Raw genomic sequence first — 17,459 nt, 5'->3', positions numbered from 1 at the left:
CTTACAGTTCGAAGTCGCTCAGGTCGTCGGCGTTGATCTCCGAGTCGATCTGGCCAACCAGGTAGGAGCTCACTTCCACTTCCTGCGGCGCTACCTGCACGTTGTCGGACACCAACCAGGCATTGATCCATGGGATCGGGTTGGAGCGGGTTTCGAACGGCAGACCAAGGCCGACCGCCTGCATGCGGATATTGGTGATGTATTCCACATACTGGCACAGGATGTCTTTGTTCAGGCCAATCATCGAGCCGTCGCGGAACAGGTATTCCGCCCACTCTTTCTCCTGCTGGGCGGCCAGCACGAACAGATCGTAGCACTGCTGTTGACATTCCTCGGCGATCTCCGCCATTTCCGGATCGTCGGCGCCGGAACGCATCAGGTTCAGCATGTGCTGGGTGCCGGTCAGGTGCAGCGCTTCGTCGCGGGCGATCAGCTTGATGATCTTGGCGTTGCCTTCCATCAGTTCGCGCTCGGCGAACGCGAAGGAGCAGGCAAAGCTGACGTAGAAGCGGATCGCTTCCAGCGCGTTCACGCTCATCAGGCACAGGTACAGCTGCTTCTTCAGCGCGCGCAGATTGACGGTGACGGTTTTACCGTTCACCTGGTGGGTGCCTTCACCCAGCAGGTGATAGTAGCTGGTCATCTCGATCAGATCGTCGTAGTAGCCGGAAATGTCTTTCGCGCGCTTCTTGATCTCTTCATTGGTGACGATGTCGTCGAACACTAACGCCGGATCGTTGACGATGTTGCGGATGATGTGAGTGTAGGAACGGGAGTGGATGGTCTCGGAGAACGACCAGGTTTCCACCCAGGTTTCCAACTCAGGGATCGAGATCAGCGGCAGCAGGGCGACGTTCGGGCTGCGGCCCTGGATGGAGTCCAGCAGCGTCTGATATTTCAGGTTGCTGATGAAGATGTGCTTCTCGTGCTCCGGCAGCGCCTGGTAATCGATACGGTCGCGGGAAACGTCAACTTCTTCCGGGCGCCAGAAGAAGGAGAGCTGTTTTTCGATCAGCTTTTCGAAGATTTCATGCTTTTGCTGGTCGAAACGCGCAACGTTTACCGACTGGCCGAAGAACATCGGCTCTTGCAGCTGGTCGTTTTTGGTCTGAGAAAAAGTGGTGTAAGCCATAAGCCTGAATCCATCGTAACGTGGCTAAATGAAGGGGCCGGAAAATTCCGGCCCGCTAGGTCAAACTTTAGATCTTGCAGGCGCCGCTTTCGCAGTCGTCATCGCCGGCCTTGGCAGGCTGCAAATCTTCCTGGGCGTCTTCCGCACCGTCGCGGGTGTTTTGGTAGTACAGCGTTTTCACGCCGAACTTGTAGGTGGTGAGCAGGTCTTTCAACAGCTGCTTCATCGGCACCTTGCCGCCCGGGAAGCGGGTCGGATCGTAGTTGGTGTTGGCCGAGATCGACTGGTCGATGAATTTCTGCATCAGCCCAACCAGCTGCAGATAGCCGTCGTTGCTCGGCATTTCCCACAGCAGCTCGTAGTTGTCTTTCAGACGCTCATACTCCGGCACCACCTGGCGCAGGATGCCGTCTTTCGACGCCTTGATGCTGATGTGGCCGCGCGGCGGCTCGATGCCGTTGGTGGCGTTGGAAATCTGCGAAGAGGTTTCCGATGGCATCAGGGCGGACAGCGTCGAGTTGCGCAGGCCGGTTTCCTGGATCTCTTTACGCAGGGTTTCCCAGTCGTAGTGCAGCGGCTCGCTGCAGATCGCATCCAGGTCTTTCTTGTAGGTGTCGATCGGCAGGATGCCCTGCGAATAAGTGGTTTCGTTGAACCACGGGCAAGCGCCTTGTTCCTGAGCCAGACGGTTGGAGGCTTTCAGCAGGTAGTACTGAATGGCTTCGAACGTTTTGTGGGTCAGGTTGTTGGCGCTGCCGTCGGAATAGCGTACGCCGTTCTTCGCCAGGTAATAAGCGAAGTTGATGACGCCGATGCCCAGGGTGCGGCGACCCATCGCGCCACGGTGCGCAGCCTTGATCGGGTAATCCTGATAATCCAGCAGGGCGTCCAGCGAACGTACCGCCAGGGTCGCCAGCTCTTCCAGGTCGTCCAGGCTGTCGATCGCGCCCAGGTTGAAGGCAGACAGGGTACACAGCGCGATCTCGCCGTTTTCATCGTTGACGTCTTCCAGCGGCTTGGTCGGCAGGGCGATTTCCAAGCACAGGTTGGACTGACGCACCGGCGCGATCTGCGGATCGAACGGGCTGTGGGTGTTGCAGTGGTCGACGTTCTGGATGTAGATACGGCCGGTAGAGGCGCGCTCTTGCATCATCAGCGAGAACAGCTCAACCGCTTTCACGCGTTTCTGGCGAATGCTGTCATCTTTCTCGTACTGGGTGTACAGGCGCTCGAACTCGTCCTGATCGGCGAAGAACGCGTCATACAGTCCCGGCACGTCGGACGGGCTGAACAGGGTGATGTCTTCGCCCTTGATCAGACGCTGGTACATCAGGCGGTTCAACTGCACGCCGTAGTCCATGTGACGCACGCGGTTGCCTTCAACGCCACGGTTGTTTTTCAACACCAGCAGGCTTTCTACTTCCAGGTGCCACATCGGGTAGAACAGCGTTGCTGCACCACCGCGCACGCCGCCCTGCGAGCAGGATTTGACGGCGGTCTGGAAGTGTTTGTAGAACGGAATGCAGCCGGTATGGAAGGCTTCACCGCCACGGATCGGGCTGCCCAGCGCGCGGATGCGGCCGGCGTTGATGCCGATGCCGGCGCGCTGCGAAACGTATTTCACAATGGCGCTGGAGGTGGCGTTGATGGAGTCCAGGCTGTCGCCGCACTCGATCAGCACGCAGGAGCTGAACTGGCGGGTTGGGGTGCGCACGCCGGACATGATCGGCGTAGGCAGCGAAATCTTGAAGGTGGAAATCGCATCGTAGAAACGTTTGACGTAGTCCAGACGGGTTTCACGCGGGTAGTTGGAGAACAGGCACGCAGACACCAGCAAATACAGGAACTGGGCGCTTTCGTAGATTTCGCCGCTGACGCGGTTCTGCACCAGGTATTTGCCTTCCAGCTGCTTGACGGCGGCATAAGAGAAGTTCATGTCGCGCCAATGATCGATAAAGGAATCCATCTGCTCGAACTCTTCAGCGCTGTAGTCTTCCAGCAGATGCTTATCGTATTTGCCCATCTCGACCATGCGAGTGACGTGGGCGTGCAGCTTCGGTGGCTCAAACTGGCCGTAAGCCTTTTTACGCAGGTGGAAGATCGCCAGGCGAGCGGCCAGGTACTGATAGTCCGGCGCATCGCGGGAGATCAGGTCAGCTGCGGCCTTGATGATGGTTTCGTGAATGTCGGCGGTTTTGATGCCGTCATAAAACTGAATGTGTGAACGCAACTCTACTTGAGAAACCGAGACGTTGTGTAATCCCTCAGCGGCCCAATCGATGACCCGGTGGATTTTGTCGAGATTGATGCGCTCTTTACGGCCATCGCGTTTAGTTACAAGCAGACTTTGGTTCATGTGGTGTTTTACCTGTCCGTATGGTGCCCCTAAGCAGAAGTGTAGTCGCTCTGCTCAGTATGTAAACACTATATATAGGGGTTGTATGTCGGTGAGGTAACAAGATAGTGAGAAAAAACGGCGTTTGCAAGTGAACAAAACCGGCCTAATTTGTGGATAACTTGGGGGTGAAATGCCACTTGCCGTTCGCAGTGCGCGCCGTGACTGGCGCGACAAGCTTGTCAATAAGCACGATCAGATTTTACTGAAAAACTGAAAAAACCGATCGTTTGGCGCTTTATTAAACGTTAGAAAAAAACGGCATATTGATCTGATTTAATATTCTAAAAAACTGTCTACAACCGCTATTTTGATCGAAGTCGCGGAAATTAGGTATTTTTCCTAATACCGCGTTGGCGCCGCCCCCCGGTAATGCAGGGCCGGCGCGGTTTACCGTGCTTAACCTTCGTGCTGGGTGTGCACCATGTAGTTCACGTCAACGTTGCGCCCAAGCTTGAAATGATCGGTGATCGGGTTGTAATGCAGGCCGATCATGTGCTTTTCGCGCAGCGGCGTGCCGTCGACCCAGCCGATCAGTTCGGACGGGCGAATGAACTTCTTATGATCGTGGGTGCCCTGCGGCACCATCTTCAGTACGTACTCGGCGCCGATCACCGCCATCAGCCAGGCTTTGGTATTGCGGTTAATCGTTGAAAAGAACACGTGACCGCCCGGTTTCACCAGATGGGCGCAGGCGCGCACCACCGAGGCCGGATCGGGCACGTGCTCTAGCATCTCCATACAGGTGACCACGTCGTAGCGCTGCGGATTGGCCTGAGCGTGGCTTTCTACGGTCTCCTGCACATAGGTGACGTCCATGCCGCTTTCCAATGCGTGCAGCCGGGCGACCTGCAGCGGCTCTGCGCCCATGTCCAGGCCGGTCACTTTGGCGCCTTCGCGCGCCATGCTTTCCGCCAGAATGCCCCCGCCGCAGCCCACGTCGAGCACCTGCTTGTCAAAGATGCCGCCGGCGCGCTGCATGATGTAGTTCAGGCGCAGCGGGTTGATGCGGTGCAGCGGTTTGAACTCGCCTTCCAGATCCCACCAGCGGGAGGCGACAGCCTCGAACTTGGCGATTTCCTGGTGGTCAACGTTTTGCACTCGGCTGGATGATTCTGCGTTCATGGGCTTGTCTGGCTCCTTGTTCTCGTTGCGCGGATTATACATGTTCCGGCGCGGCATCGTCTGCGCCGATGCGTTTTTAGCGCACTTATCTGCACAATTTCCGTGAAACAGCGGCGGTTATTTTCCCGTAAAGCGTGCTTTGTGATATAGTTTTACACCTTTGCCACTATGGCAGCGGGCAGATGAATCATTAGTAGAGGGATAGCAGCTCCATGAGCGACCTTGCCAGAGAAATCACACCGGTAAACATCGAAGACGAGTTGAAAAACTCGTATCTGGACTATGCGATGTCCGTTATTGTCGGACGTGCGCTGCCAGATGTTCGTGATGGACTGAAGCCGGTTCACCGCCGCGTTCTGTACGCGATGAGCGTATTGGGTAACGACTGGAATAAACCATACAAGAAATCGGCCCGTGTCGTCGGGGACGTGATCGGTAAATATCACCCGCACGGTGACAGCGCGGTTTACGACACTATCGTGCGTATGGCTCAGCCGTTTTCACTGCGCTACATGCTGGTGGACGGTCAGGGTAACTTCGGTTCCGTCGACGGCGACTCCGCCGCGGCGATGCGTTATACCGAAGTGCGCATGTCCAAAATTGCTCACGAACTGTTGGCGGATCTGGAAAAAGAAACCGTCGACTTCGTGCCTAACTATGATGGCACCGAGCAGATCCCGGCCGTCATGCCGACCAAGATCCCGAACCTGCTGGTTAACGGCGCATCGGGCATCGCCGTGGGCATGGCCACCAATATCCCGCCGCACAACCTGGCGGAAGTCGTCAACGGCTGCCTGGCCTATATCGACGATGAAAACATCAGCATCGAAGGGCTGATGGAACATATTCCGGGGCCAGACTTCCCGACGGCGGCGATCATCAACGGCCGCCGCGGTATTGAAGAGGCCTACCGCACCGGGCGTGGTAAAATCTACCTGCGCGCGCGCGCGGAAGTGGAAGCCGACGCCAAGACCGGGCGCGAAACCATCATCGTTCACGAGATCCCGTATCAGGTGAACAAGGCGCGTCTGATCGAGAAGATCGCCGAGCTGGTCAAAGAAAAACGCGTGGAAGGCATCAGCGCGCTGCGCGACGAGTCCGATAAAGACGGCATGCGCATCGTCATCGAAGTCAAACGCGACGCGGTCGGCGAAGTGGTGCTGAATAACCTGTATGCGCTGACGCAACTGCAGGTCACCTTCGGCATCAACATGGTTGCGCTGCATCAGGGGCAGCCTAAACTGCTGAACCTGAAAGACATCCTCGAAGCCTTCGTGCGCCACCGCCGCGAAGTGGTCACCCGTCGCACCATCTTCGAACTGCGCAAAGCCCGCGATCGCGCCCATATCCTGGAAGCGCTGGCTATCGCGCTCGCCAACATCGATCCGATCATCGAGCTGATTCGCCGTGCGCCGACCCCGGCGGAAGCGAAAGTCGCACTGGTAGCTCAGCCGTGGGATCTGGGCAACGTCAGCGCCATGTTGGAACGCGCCGGTGACGACGCCGCCCGCCCTGAGTGGCTGGAGCCGGAGTTCGGCATCCGCGACGGCAAGTACTACCTGACCGAGCAGCAGGCTCAGGCGATTCTGGATCTGCGTCTGCAGAAACTGACCGGCCTGGAGCACGAAAAGCTGCTGGAAGAATATAAAGAGCTGCTCAACTTCATCGCCGAGCTGATCTTTATTCTGGAAAGCCCAGAGCGCCTGATGGAAGTGATCCGCGAAGAGCTGGTGGCGGTCAAAGAGCTGTACAACGACGGCCGTCGCACCGAGATCACCGCCAATACTTCCGACATCAACATCGAAGACCTGATCAACCAGGAAGACGTGGTGGTGACCCTGTCTCACCAGGGCTACGTGAAGTATCAGCCGCTGTCCGACTATGAAGCCCAGCGCCGCGGCGGCAAAGGCAAGTCCGCCGCGCGTATTAAAGAAGAAGACTTTATCGATCGCCTGCTGGTGGCCAACACCCACGATACGATCCTGTGCTTCTCCAGCCGTGGCCGCCTGTACTGGATGAAGGTGTACCAACTGCCTGAAGCCAGCCGTGGCGCGCGCGGTCGTCCAATCGTCAACCTGCTGCCGCTGGAAGCCGATGAGCGTATCACCGCCATCCTGCCGGTACGCGAGTATGAAGAAGGGCGCCACGTGTTCATGGCCACCGCCAGCGGTACCGTGAAGAAAACCGCGCTGACCGAGTTCAGCCGTCCGCGCAGCGCCGGCATCATCGCCGTCAACCTCAACGAGGGCGACGAGCTGATTGGTGTCGATCTGACCGACGGCAGCAACGAAGTGATGCTGTTCTCCGCCAACGGTAAAGTGGTGCGCTTCCCGGAAGCGCAGGTGCGTTCGATGGGCCGTACCGCGACCGGCGTACGTGGCATCAACCTCGGCGAAGGTGACAGCGTGATCTCACTGATCGTGCCGCGCGGCGAAGGCGACATTCTGACCGTCACGCAAAACGGCTTCGGTAAACGTACCGCCGTGACCGAGTATCCGACCAAGTCACGTGCCACCCAGGGGGTTATCTCCATCAAGGTGAGCGAGCGTAATGGCCAGGTGGTTGGCGCCGTGCAGGTGGAAACCAGCGACCAGATCATGATGATCACCGATGCAGGCACGCTGGTGCGCACCCGCGTTTCGGAAGTCAGCGTGGTGGGCCGTAACACCCAGGGCGTGACGCTGATCCGCACGGCGGAAGACGAAAACGTCGTCGGTCTGCAGCGCGTGGCCGAACCGGTGGAAGACGAAGAGCTGGATAGCCTGGAACCGGGCGCGGAAGCGGTGGAAGAAGACACCACGCCGCTGGACGATGGCGACGACGCGGCTGAGCCGATGGACGACGACAACGTTTAAAGCAAGGTGAGGGCGTCGGCATGCCGACACCGTAATGCACTGAGACAAAAGGGCCTGGCAGCGATGCTAGGCCCTTTTTCAGTTATATGGTTTAATTGGCGCACCGAGCCGCCGGCCGCCGTGCCGGCGATAGCGTGCGCCGCCACTGACTTTCGTATGGTATCCGATTGAAATACTTAGCCTCTTTTCGAACTACGCTGAAGATATCCCGCTATCTGTTCCGGGTGCTGGCGATTTTGCTGTGGTCGTTGGGAGCGCTGCTCACCACCTTTTATATTCTGAATATCCTGCATCAGAAAGAATCGGACATCCGGCAGGAGTACAACCTCAATTTCGACCAGGCACAGGGCTATATCCGCCATTCCGCCGACATCATCCGCGATATCAAGTATATGGCGGAGAACCGCCTCAACGGGTCGGTCAGCAGCCTGGACATGTTCAGCGGCGTGTTTCCCGGCAAGGGCAGCCCGCCGCAATTCTTTCCGCTGTACCCGGAGTCCAACTGTGCGCTGAGCACCACCTACCGCAGTTCGCTCGATTCACTGAGCGGCCTGATCCAGTATTGGAAAGAGAACTTCGTGGCGGCCTACGATCTCAACCGGGTGTTCTTCATCGGCGGCGACAGCCTGTGTATGGCAGAATTCGGCGGCGGCAATGCGAGTGCCAATCGGGAAAATGTGCTGAAGTCACTGCACGAGCGCATTCTGAAATACCGCAACGCCAAGAATCAGGACAAAGACAACAACCTGTATTGGATCAGCCCCAGCGCGCAGCGGCCGGACGTCGGTTATCTGTATGTACTGACGCCGATCTATATCGGCAACAAGCTGGAGGCGTTGTTGGGCATCGAACAAACCGTTCGGTTGGAGGATTTCGTTACCGCCGGCAACCTGCCGATCGGCGTCACGCTGCTGGATGAGAACAACGAGCCGGTGCTGCGTCTGGCGGACGGCGATCGCTATGCTGCTTCGCTCAACAGCTATCCCGTAGAGCACGCGTACTTCGGCTATGTCGACAATTACCGCGACCTGATTCTGAAGAAAGCGCTGCCACCTTCTTCGCTGAGCATCGTCTATGCACTGCCGGTGAAAAGCGTGGTGGAACGCTTCAAAATGCTGATCCTCAACGCGCTGTTGCTGAACCTGTTGTCAGCCATCGTGCTGTTCACGCTGGCGTGGCTGTTTGAGCGCAAGATGTTCCTGCCGGCGGAGGACAACGCGTTTCGCCTGGAAGAGCACGAGCAGTTCAACCGCAAGATCGTCGCCTCGGCGCCGGTGGGTATCTGTATCCTGCGCATCAGCGACGGTACCAATATCCTGAGTAACGAACTGGCGCATAACTACATCAACCTGTTGACCCACGAAGATCGCGATCGCATTACGCGCATCATTTGCGAACAGCAGGCGAATTTCGTCGATGTGATGACCAGCAACAACAACAACCTGCAGATCAGCTTTGTTCACTCGCGCTACCGTAACGAAGAGGTGGCGATTTGCGTGCTGGTGGACGTCAGCGCGCGCGTGAAGATGGAAGAGTCGTTGCAGGAGATGGCGGCGGCGGCGGAGCAGGCCAGCCAGTCCAAATCGATGTTCCTGGCTACCGTCAGCCATGAGCTGCGCACGCCGCTGTACGGCATTATCGGCAACCTCGATCTGTTGCAAACCAAGGCGTTGCCGCAAGGGGTCGATCGGCTGGTCAATGCGATGAACAACTCTTCCGGCCTGCTGCTGAAAATCATCAGCGATATTCTCGACTTCTCCAAAATCGAGTCCGAGCAGTTGAAGATCGAACCGCGCGAGTTCTCCTGCCTGGAGGTGATCACCCATATCGCCGGCAACTATTTGCCGCTGGTGGTCAAGAAACGTCTGGGGCTGTACTGCTTTATCGAACAGAACGTGCCGGAGCGCATCTTCGGCGATCCGGTGCGGTTACAGCAGGTGCTCTCCAATTTGGTGAACAACGCCATCAAGTTCACCGATACCGGCTGTATCGTGCTGCAGGTCTGCACCCGCGGCAGCTACCTGGAGTTCAGCGTGCGCGATACCGGCGTCGGTATTCCGGAGAAAGAGGTCTCGCGCCTGTTCGACCCGTTCTTCCAGGTGGGGACCGGTGTTCAGCGCCACTTCCAGGGAACCGGTTTGGGGCTGGCGATCTGCGAAAAATTGGTCAACCTGATGGACGGCGATGTCTCTGTCGAGTCCGAACCGGGGTTGGGCAGCTTGTTCAGCATTCGCATTCCGCTGTTCAACGCCCAGTTCCCGATCCCGCAGGCCAGCGATACCTGGCAGGGCCGGCGGCTGTGGCTGGATATCCGCAATCAGCGGCTGGAAAGCTACCTGATGGCGATCCTGGGCGGTTACGGCGCCGATATCCAACGCTATGACGGGCAGGAGACCGCTGCCGGTGAGGTGCTGCTCAGCGATTACCCGCTGATGCTGGACACGCCGCTGCTGGCTCAGATCCAATTCTCCACCGAGCATATCGGCCCGTCGCAGGAAACCCGGCCAGGCTATTGGATGCACAGCACCTCCACGCCGCGTGAAACGTTGACCTTGCTCAACCGGTTGTTTGGCGTCGGCGGCGGCGCGGCAGAGGGGCTGGTGCAGCTGCCGGTGCCCGCCAAGGCCAGCGCGGCGGACAACGGCGATATTCATCTGCTGGTGGTCGACGATCATCCGATCAACCGTCGCCTGTTGTCCGATCAGCTGGGGTCGCTGGGGTATCAGGTGGTGACCGCCAACGACGGCGTCGACGCGCTCGGCGTACTGAAACAGCATCACGTCGATATTGTGCTGACCGACGTCAATATGCCGAACATGGACGGTTATCGCCTGACGCAGGAACTGCGACAGATGCAGTTCAGCTCGCCGGTAATCGGCGTGACGGCGAACGCGCTGGCGGAAGAGAAGCAGCGCTGTCTCGAGGCGGGCATGGATAATTGCCTGTCGAAACCGGTTACGCTGGAGACGCTGGAACAGACGCTGGCTTACTACAGTCAACAGGTGCGCTACAGCCGCAGCGAGGCCTGAAAAGCAAACAGGCACGGCGGATGCCGTGCCTGTTTGGCGTTCACCTGCCGTGAGGCGGGTTTTAGTCTTTGTCCAACGGCGTCATGCTGACGGACGAGAGATAGTTGAGCAGGGCGATGTCGTTCTCGACGCCCAGCTTCATCATCGCCGATTTTTTCTGGCTGCTGATGGTTTTGATGCTGCGGTTGAGCTTTTTAGCGATTTCGGTCACCAGGAAACCTTCGGCGAACAGACGCAGCACTTCGCTTTCTTTCGGCGACAGGCGTTTGTCGCCATAGCCGCTGGCGCTGATTTTTTCCAGCAGTTTAGAGACGCTTTCCGGCGTGAACTTCTTGCCTTTCTGCAGGGCGGCCAGCGCCTTCGGCAGATCGGTCGGCGCGCCTTGTTTCAGCACGATGCCTTCGATATCCAGATCCAATACCGCGCTCAGGATCGCCGGGTTGTTGTTCATGGTCAGCACGATGATCGACAACTGCGGATAGTGACGCTTGATGTACTTAATCAGCGTGATGCCGTCGCCATACTTGTCACCCGGCATCGACAGATCGGTGATCAGCACGTTGGCGTCCAGCTTGGACAGATTGTTGATCAGTGCGGTTGAGTCTTCGAACTCCCCAACGACATTCACCCATTCAATTTGCTCAAGTGACTTCCGGATGCCAAACAGTACGATAGGATGGTCATCAGCAATAATTACGTTCAGGTTATTCATGTTGTTGGCTACCTTGCTTCAGCAGTCTGCTGACGAAAAAATCAATCTGACTGATGTTATTCTCGATCTCGGGCGCATCACCTTCTGCGATGCGCTGTTCTAACGATTCGCACAGCTGCTTGCCGGGAAGCAGATTTAACATGGCAAACACGCCTTTCAGGCGGTGTGCGGTTTGTGACAGCGCATTGAAATCACTGCTGCCCGCCTCAGTATACAGTTTTTTGACATCGTCGGGTACTGTATCGACAAACAGCCCATAGTAATCACTTGATTTCAATTGTTTTTCATAGAGTTGGATATCTTCTGAACTCAATGAAAGCGGGCTTTCTTCCTGTTCCAGCGCGGCCATTTGCTGTTCGATCAACATCAGCACAGCGTCGATTAATGCCCCGTTCAGGTTGTAGTTCACCCTAATGTAGCGTTTATCCAGCGCTTGCCAACCCGGCTCATCGGTCGCCAGCAGCAGGGTGTAGTCATCGGCCCGCTGCGGGTTATCCGTCAGCAGCACGTCATAATCGCGATTGACCGCGCGATCTTCGGCGACGAGACAGTCGGCGCCGTAGGCCTGCAACAGGCGGGTCACGATGCCGCGCACTTCATCCGACGTGACGTCCAGCAGGGCGGTGACGCCGTCGAGCAGCTTTTCCTGCTCCTGCGGTTCTTTTTTCTCCATCTCCATGGCGACGCGAATGGTGTAGCGAGTGCCGATATCCACCTTGCTGTGAATGTCCAACTGGCCGTTAAGCTTCTTGCACAGCTGATTGCACAGGAAGAAGGTGAGGCCGGAACCGTGGTTGAAGCGGTCCACCAGCGTCTGGCTGAGGAACGGATAGTTGAGGTTGCTGATCTCTTCGTTGGAGATGCCGGAGCCGGTGTCGTTGATTTGGAAAATCAGGCGGTCAGGGTGCTCGGGCTCATGGTCGATGACCAGAGAAATCTTGCCGCAGGCGGTAGTGATAATGGCGTAATGCACCAGCAGCGAGATCACCTTGCGCAGCGCGTTGGCGTCGCCGATATAGTTCTGCTCGACGTCCAGCTGGAAATGCTTGAACAGCGCCAGCCCCTTTTGATTGAGGGCAGGCAGGGCCTCCAGCAGTAACTCGTCGATCAGCGCCGTTGGGTTGAACGGCTCGCGTGTGGGTTGCCAGTCCTGGGTTTCCAGCCGGGTCAGCAGGGTGATGTTATCGATCAACTCCAGTACCGAAGCCGACGCCGTCGTCAGCTGGCCCAGCAGCGCCTGCTGTTGTTCCTCATCCGGCCGGTTGTGCAGGCGGTCGACCAGATCGTGCATCTGACGTACCGGCTGATTCAGCTCGATGCCCAGATTGTGCAGCATCAGTTTGCGCGCCTGAACGTTTTTGTCGTATTCGCGCCGCGCCTGCTGCAGCCGCTTGTTCACCATCACCTCTTTATCCTGATCGTTCATCAGGAACAGGTAGGTGTCCGGCGAGAGCTGGCTGCGGAAAATGCGAATTTCATACACCTCGTTGTTGACCGTCGCCTGGATCACTCCGTGATGCTGTTCGGCCATATGGGCGATCTTTTGCAGGCTGAGATGCGGCAGCAGGTGCTCGGCGATTTTGTTGCTGGCGATCACCGTATTGTTGGCGAAGCTGTAGACCAGCAGGCCGGAGGGCAGGCTGGAGACGATCTCCCGATTCAGCGCGCGCTCGGCCTCCAGTTCCACTGCCATGTTTTCGCTCGGGCGAATGTACTGGCGGCGGATAAAGTAGATGCTCAGCATCGACAGCGCCAGCAGCAGCAAGTTGACTGCGATCAGCCAGATGTTGTTGCGCAGCAGATCGATGGCCAGATTGATAGCCGAAACGCGATACACCACCTTCAGCGGCGCATTGGGCAGGGCGGCGCTGAACTCCACCCAGCCCCCGCTCATCGTTGCATGGGTACCGAGGACGGTTTCCGACGGGATGGTGCTGTCGTCGAGATCGACATCATCCGGCAGCAGCAGGAAATTGGCGCGGGCCAGATTGGCCGGAATGATGTCGTTGATCGGCAAATCAAAGGCGATCACCGTCGCCAGATGCCCCGGCTGATTAAAGGTGGTGCGAATCGAAAACGAATAGGCGTTCTGGAAGCGTTGCTTGCGCAGATCGGAAAAGCTCTCGCGTTCGTCGAGCATATTGGCCTGCTGCAGCATCTCGGCGCGGCGTTCGTCCGCCGAGGTGGTCAGGTAGCTTTCCCGAAAGCGCGAAGCCAGCTCTTTGAGCGGCTGGGTAGTGATCAGGCTGAGGCTGTTGTCCTGACCATTGAGGTAATACATGGCGTAGTTCTCGGTCTTGGCGCCCCAGCGGGTATCCAGGTAGTCCGAGATGTTGGCGATCATCGCCAGCGTGTTCTCGTCATGGCTGCCGAAGATCACCGCGTCGGTTTTCTTGTGCGGTTTCTCGACATAATAGACGTCGGGCCGCAGGCGGGTTTCCTGCAAACCAGGATCGACATTCTGCGCCGGCGCATTGCCGAATTTGTCATAGACCTGATAGGTCATATAGCGGTAGGTATCGATACGCTTTTGCAGCGAACCGGCGATGCTATTGAGCGTGTACTTCTTTTCCGCCAGCCAGGCATTGGTGTAGTTGTAGCCATACAGACCGATGCCGATCGTCAGCAGCACGATAAACAGCAGGAAGCAGCGGGTAATGTTGCTGGAGCTGATGGTCAGTTGTTTATTTTGCATAGTGGCTGCGCATTCCTGAATCAGCGAGTGACGGCCCTGGCGCTGGCGGTCACCGCCAACAGCAGAGCGGCTACGCAGGCGAAGGCCACCGTCAGGTTGGAAAACTGAGCGATGAAGCCGATCAGCGCCGGGCCGGCCAGAATACCGGCATAGCCGACGGTGGTGACGGAAGCGATCGCCAAATTGGCCGGCATGTCGCGCTGGTTGCCTGCGGCGCTGAACAGGATCGGCACGACGTTCGAGGCGCCCAGGCCGACCAACATGAAACCGGCCAGCGAAACGGTAGCGTGATTGAAGGCGATGGCCAGACCCAGGCCGAAAGCGGCACACAGGCTGCCCAGCAGCAGCACCCGGTAGCGGCCCAGCGAGTTCACCACCCGATCGCCATTGAGGCGGCCGAGCGTCATGGTGATGGAAAACAGCGCATAGCCCAGACCGGCCTGGCTGTGTTCGACACCGCGCAACGTGGTGAGGAACAGCGCGCTCCAGTCGAGCATCGATCCTTCCGCCAGAAACATGATAAAGCACAGAATGCCGATGAACATCACCCAACCGCGCGGCAAGACGAACATCGGCCCGCCGTCGTCGGCGCCGCTCTCACGCAGCAGATGGCGGCTGGCAAGCGCCAGCAGGACTATCACCGCCAGCACGGTGAGCAGGGTGGATTGCAGCGGTGTCAGCCCCAACCACAGCAACGCGCTGACGCCGCCGGCGCCGGCAATGCCGCCGATGCTGAAGAAACCGTGAAAGCCGGACATCATCGCCTTGCCGCTGGCGCGTTCGACGATCACCGCCTGAACGTTCATCGCTACGTCGATCATGCCGATTGCCGCACCGAATAGCAGCAGCGCTACGGCCATGCCGCCGAGGGAATCCATCAGTGCCAACAGCGGCAGATCAATACACAATCCCAGACCCGCCATCAGGATCACCGCGCGGCAGCCCAGTTTGCCGGTCAGGAAACCGGTCAGCGGCATCGCCAACAAGGAGCCGGCGCCGATACAGAGCAGCAACAGGCCGAGCGAACCGTCATCGATACCGATGCGCGCTTTGGCGAAGGGGACCAGCGGCGCCCAGGCGGCCATGCCGAGACCGGCGACGAAAAAGGCCAGACGGGTGGCGATCTGTTGAGGAATGCCGGGCGTTTGCTGTTCATTGCACAAGGTAGCTGTCATGTAAGCGTCAGGATCTTGGGTCAAAAGAATGGTGAAAGTTACTGACAGTTTTTATCACAATCCGCGATCCGGATCGAAAATATTCGCGCCTGACATCTCCCTGGCACCGCCTCTGCGCACCAGCCACAGCGCGATAGCTTGGACAATATACTCCTTTTGCTGCTCGTTCAGTGCGACGCCTTGCGGTATGCCGTGCCACTTTTCCAGACAGCTGCGGCAGCAGGTAGCGGTGGCATGCTGGGCGACGAACACCGGGTGGCCGCGCATCGGTGTTTGCTTGCCGTCATTCTTAGGATGGGCGGCGGCCAGGCGGCGGTCGATAAAATCGCGGGCATGGCTGAGTATCAGCGGCAATCCCTTGCCGTCGAGATAAGTCTGGTCTTTGGCATTTAAACGGAAGCGAGCGCGGAAGGGGGAGGTTTGTAGCCGCCGCCACAGCACGTCGGGTTGAAAGGGCATCATGAATTTTACTCGCTGGAGGTGCACTTTTTTCAGGTTATCAGAATTGAAACTCTGCGGCTAATTGTGCCTGTGGCGGGAAATAATCGGTGGGATAAAGCACGAAATGAAAAGTAATTTCAATTTGTAGACTAAAATAAGGGAAAAGATTAGCAATTAGTGCGAAAGTAAATTAATGAAACTATATCATTAGGTTATTTATTTGCGTGCTATTTGTACGAGTCGGAATTGTGAGGAGAGTATGGAGAAAAATAAAAAACCGGCCAGAAGCCGGTTAAAGGAGTGCAGAAATTATCCTCGGATCTCGGATAATGAAGGTAATAATGAAAATAATGATGATAGCGAGGTGATTATAGCGGCTGCGTGCGGACGGCGTTTTGGCACAATGTGCTTATTGTCTGGCTCAATTGTATGGTTGGCTTTTTTTCTTAAAGATATGTATAACTACATGATTTTTTATCAATTAATCTATTCTTTGTCTTTAAGTGCTTTATTTTGTTTGTCTGTAATGTTTTGTGAAAGTTCGCGCGTATTTACATTTGGAAACCTTTATTAATTACACTGAAACACTATCGGATACTTGGTATCATTTTCTTTCTGGATTAATATAACCCTTGTTACCAGAATGGTAATGCACAGTCGTGCTAATAATGCTCGAAAAGGGCAGTGGCCGTAGCTCGACATAATTAACGAGGATAATAACGATGAAACTTCGAGTACTCTCTCTGATGGTACCCGCACTGCTGGTTGCAGGCACAGCAGGCGCGGCGGAAATCTACAACAAAGACGGTAATAAACTGGATTTGTACGGTAAAGTCGACGGTCTTCACTATTTCTCCAGCAACAACGGCGTGGACGGCGATCAGTCTTATATGCGTTTTGGCCTGCGCGGCGAAACGCAAATCAGCGATCAGCTGACCGGTTACGGCCAGTGGGAATATCAGGCGAACCTGAATCACGCTGAAAGCCAGGACAACAAGAACTTCACCCGTTACGGCTTCGCCGGTCTGAAATTCGGCGACTATGGCTCCTTCGACTACGGCCGTAACACCGGCGTGCTGTACGACGTCGCGGCGTATACCGACTTGCAGCCTGAGTTCGACGGTATGACCTACGGCGCCGACCAGTTCATGTTCCAGCGCTCCAGCGGCCTGGCGACCTACCGTAACAACGACTTCTTCGGTCTGGTTGACGGCCTGAACTTCGCCCTGCAGTACCAGGGTAAAAACGGCAACGGCGAAGAGACCAACAACGGTCGTGACGTTCTGGGTCAAAACGGCGAAGGCTACGGTATGTCCATGAGCTATGACATGGGCTACGGCATCAGCGCCGCAGGTGCCTTCTTCAACTCGCGTCGTACCAGCGAGCAGAACGGCGGTAACGGTCATCAGAACATCATGGGTCGCGGCGACAAGGCCGAAGGGTACTCCGGCGGTCTGAAATATGACGCCAACGACGTCTACCTGGCGGTGATGTTCACCCAGTCCTACAATGCGGCGCGTTTCGGTAGTTCTGACAGCAGCGTTTATGGCTACGCCAACAAGGCGCAGAGCTTCGAAGCCTACGCGCACTACCAGTTCGACTTCGGTCTGCGTCCGTTCGTGGGTTATAACCAGACCAAAGGTAAAGACCTGGGCCGCGCCGGCAACGGCAAGGACTACGGCGATCAAGATCTGGTCAAATTCGTCGACCTGGGTGCGACCTACTTCTTCAACAAAAACATGTCCACCTATGTTGATTACAAAATCAACCTGGTGGACAACAACGACTTCACCGACGCTGCCGGTATTAACACCGACAACGTGGTTGCCGTGGGCCTGGTTTACCAGTTCTAAGCACCTCAGTGTGAACGTCATCGCGCGGCCTTCGGGCCGCGTTTTTT

At 56.9% G+C, this 17,459-nt stretch carries 11 protein-coding genes; 4 read left to right on the top strand and 7 right to left on the bottom strand.

From position 1 onward, the window contains the following. Position 1 precedes the first annotated feature (1 nt). The 3 genes from nrdB to ubiG form a co-directional block, all read right to left on the bottom strand. Positions 2-1,132: a class Ia ribonucleoside-diphosphate reductase subunit beta gene (gene nrdB, locus ACJ8J4_RS08125; protein ID WP_019453694.1), complete on the bottom strand. Its 1,131-nt coding sequence runs from the start codon at positions 1,130-1,132 to the stop codon at positions 2-4. A gap of 67 nt (positions 1,133-1,199) precedes the next feature. After that, a complete protein-coding gene (gene nrdA, locus ACJ8J4_RS08120) occupies positions 1,200-3,488 on the bottom strand; it encodes a class 1a ribonucleoside-diphosphate reductase subunit alpha (RefSeq protein WP_025303641.1) in 2,289 nt (762 codons plus the stop codon). 438 nt (positions 3,489-3,926) lie between these two features. Continuing rightward, positions 3,927-4,652 carry a bifunctional 2-polyprenyl-6-hydroxyphenol methylase/3-demethylubiquinol 3-O-methyltransferase UbiG gene (ubiG, locus tag ACJ8J4_RS08115; RefSeq protein ID WP_025303640.1) on the bottom strand — a complete coding sequence of 242 codons (726 nt, stop codon included), beginning with the start codon at positions 4,650-4,652 and terminating at the stop codon, positions 3,927-3,929. Between the two features lie 212 nt (positions 4,653-4,864). Here ubiG and gyrA point away from each other — a divergent pair, with 212 nt between their 5' ends. Both gyrA and rcsC read left to right on the top strand, forming a co-directional pair. Beyond that, a complete protein-coding gene (gyrA, locus tag ACJ8J4_RS08110; protein WP_049203668.1) occupies positions 4,865-7,507 on the top strand; it encodes a DNA topoisomerase (ATP-hydrolyzing) subunit A in 2,643 nt (880 codons plus the stop codon). Between the two features lie 167 nt (positions 7,508-7,674). Then, positions 7,675-10,536 carry a two-component system sensor histidine kinase RcsC gene (gene rcsC, locus ACJ8J4_RS08105; protein ID WP_089181144.1) on the top strand — a complete coding sequence of 954 codons (2,862 nt, stop codon included), beginning with the start codon at positions 7,675-7,677 and terminating at the stop codon, positions 10,534-10,536. A gap of 61 nt (positions 10,537-10,597) precedes the next feature. Here rcsC and rcsB read toward each other — a convergent pair whose 3' ends face one another. The 4 genes from rcsB to ACJ8J4_RS08085 are packed head-to-tail and all read right to left on the bottom strand — an operon-like array spanning position 10,598 to position 15,580. Next, positions 10,598-11,248, bottom strand: coding sequence for a response regulator transcription factor RcsB (rcsB, locus tag ACJ8J4_RS08100; protein WP_004935900.1), 651 nt, complete (start codon positions 11,246-11,248; stop codon positions 10,598-10,600). After that, entirely contained in the window at positions 11,241-13,943 is a 2,703-nt protein-coding gene (gene rcsD / locus ACJ8J4_RS08095) for a phosphotransferase RcsD (RefSeq protein ID WP_164063925.1), read from the bottom strand. The genes rcsB and rcsD overlap by 8 nt, the downstream gene beginning before the upstream one ends. 20 nt (positions 13,944-13,963) lie before the next feature. Continuing rightward, positions 13,964-15,118 (bottom strand): MFS transporter, encoded by a 1,155-nt coding sequence (locus ACJ8J4_RS08090; RefSeq protein ID WP_049294881.1) that lies wholly within the window; start codon positions 15,116-15,118, stop codon positions 13,964-13,966. Positions 15,119-15,172: 54 nt separating this feature from the next. Continuing rightward, positions 15,173-15,580: a DUF4186 domain-containing protein gene (locus ACJ8J4_RS08085; protein ID WP_062826730.1), complete on the bottom strand. Its 408-nt coding sequence runs from the start codon at positions 15,578-15,580 to the stop codon at positions 15,173-15,175. A 238-nt stretch (positions 15,581-15,818) separates the two neighbouring features. Here ACJ8J4_RS08085 and ACJ8J4_RS08080 point away from each other — a divergent pair, with 238 nt between their 5' ends. Continuing rightward, positions 15,819-16,133, top strand: a complete 315-nt coding sequence (locus ACJ8J4_RS08080) for a hypothetical protein (protein WP_442516054.1) — start codon at positions 15,819-15,821, stop codon at positions 16,131-16,133. A gap of 148 nt (positions 16,134-16,281) precedes the next feature. Then, positions 16,282-17,412: a porin OmpC gene (gene ompC / locus ACJ8J4_RS08075; RefSeq protein WP_025303634.1), complete on the top strand. Its 1,131-nt coding sequence runs from the start codon at positions 16,282-16,284 to the stop codon at positions 17,410-17,412. The last annotated feature ends 47 nt before the right edge of the window (positions 17,413-17,459 follow it).

This window comes from Serratia sp. CY47280 (genome assembly GCF_052168655.1).
GTDB lineage: Bacteria > Pseudomonadota > Gammaproteobacteria > Enterobacterales > Enterobacteriaceae > Serratia > Serratia bockelmannii.
The sequence above is the reverse complement of the archived record's forward strand: the minus strand, read 5'-3'. Positions and strand labels throughout refer to the sequence as shown.

What these genes read in the sequence shown, in the direction of transcription:
- gyrA (WP_049203668.1), top strand. Translation starts at nt 4,865, where the DNA reads ATGAGCGACCTTGCCAGAGAAATCACACCGGTAAACATCGAAGACGAG.
- ACJ8J4_RS08085 (WP_062826730.1), bottom strand. Translation starts at nt 15,580, where the DNA reads ATGATGCCCTTTCAACCCGACGTGCTGTGGCGGCGGCTACAAACCTCC.
- ACJ8J4_RS08080 (WP_442516054.1), top strand. Translation starts at nt 15,819, where the DNA reads ATGGAGAAAAATAAAAAACCGGCCAGAAGCCGGTTAAAGGAGTGCAGA.
- ACJ8J4_RS08090 (WP_049294881.1), bottom strand. Translation starts at nt 15,118, where the DNA reads ATGACAGCTACCTTGTGCAATGAACAGCAAACGCCCGGCATTCCTCAA.
- ompC (WP_025303634.1), top strand. Translation starts at nt 16,282, where the DNA reads ATGAAACTTCGAGTACTCTCTCTGATGGTACCCGCACTGCTGGTTGCA.
- nrdB (WP_019453694.1), bottom strand. Translation starts at nt 1,132, where the DNA reads ATGGCTTACACCACTTTTTCTCAGACCAAAAACGACCAGCTGCAAGAG.
- ubiG (WP_025303640.1), bottom strand. Translation starts at nt 4,652, where the DNA reads ATGAACGCAGAATCATCCAGCCGAGTGCAAAACGTTGACCACCAGGAA.
- rcsB (WP_004935900.1), bottom strand. Translation starts at nt 11,248, where the DNA reads ATGAATAACCTGAACGTAATTATTGCTGATGACCATCCTATCGTACTG.
- nrdA (WP_025303641.1), bottom strand. Translation starts at nt 3,488, where the DNA reads ATGAACCAAAGTCTGCTTGTAACTAAACGCGATGGCCGTAAAGAGCGC.
- rcsD (WP_164063925.1), bottom strand. Translation starts at nt 13,943, where the DNA reads ATGCAAAATAAACAACTGACCATCAGCTCCAGCAACATTACCCGCTGC.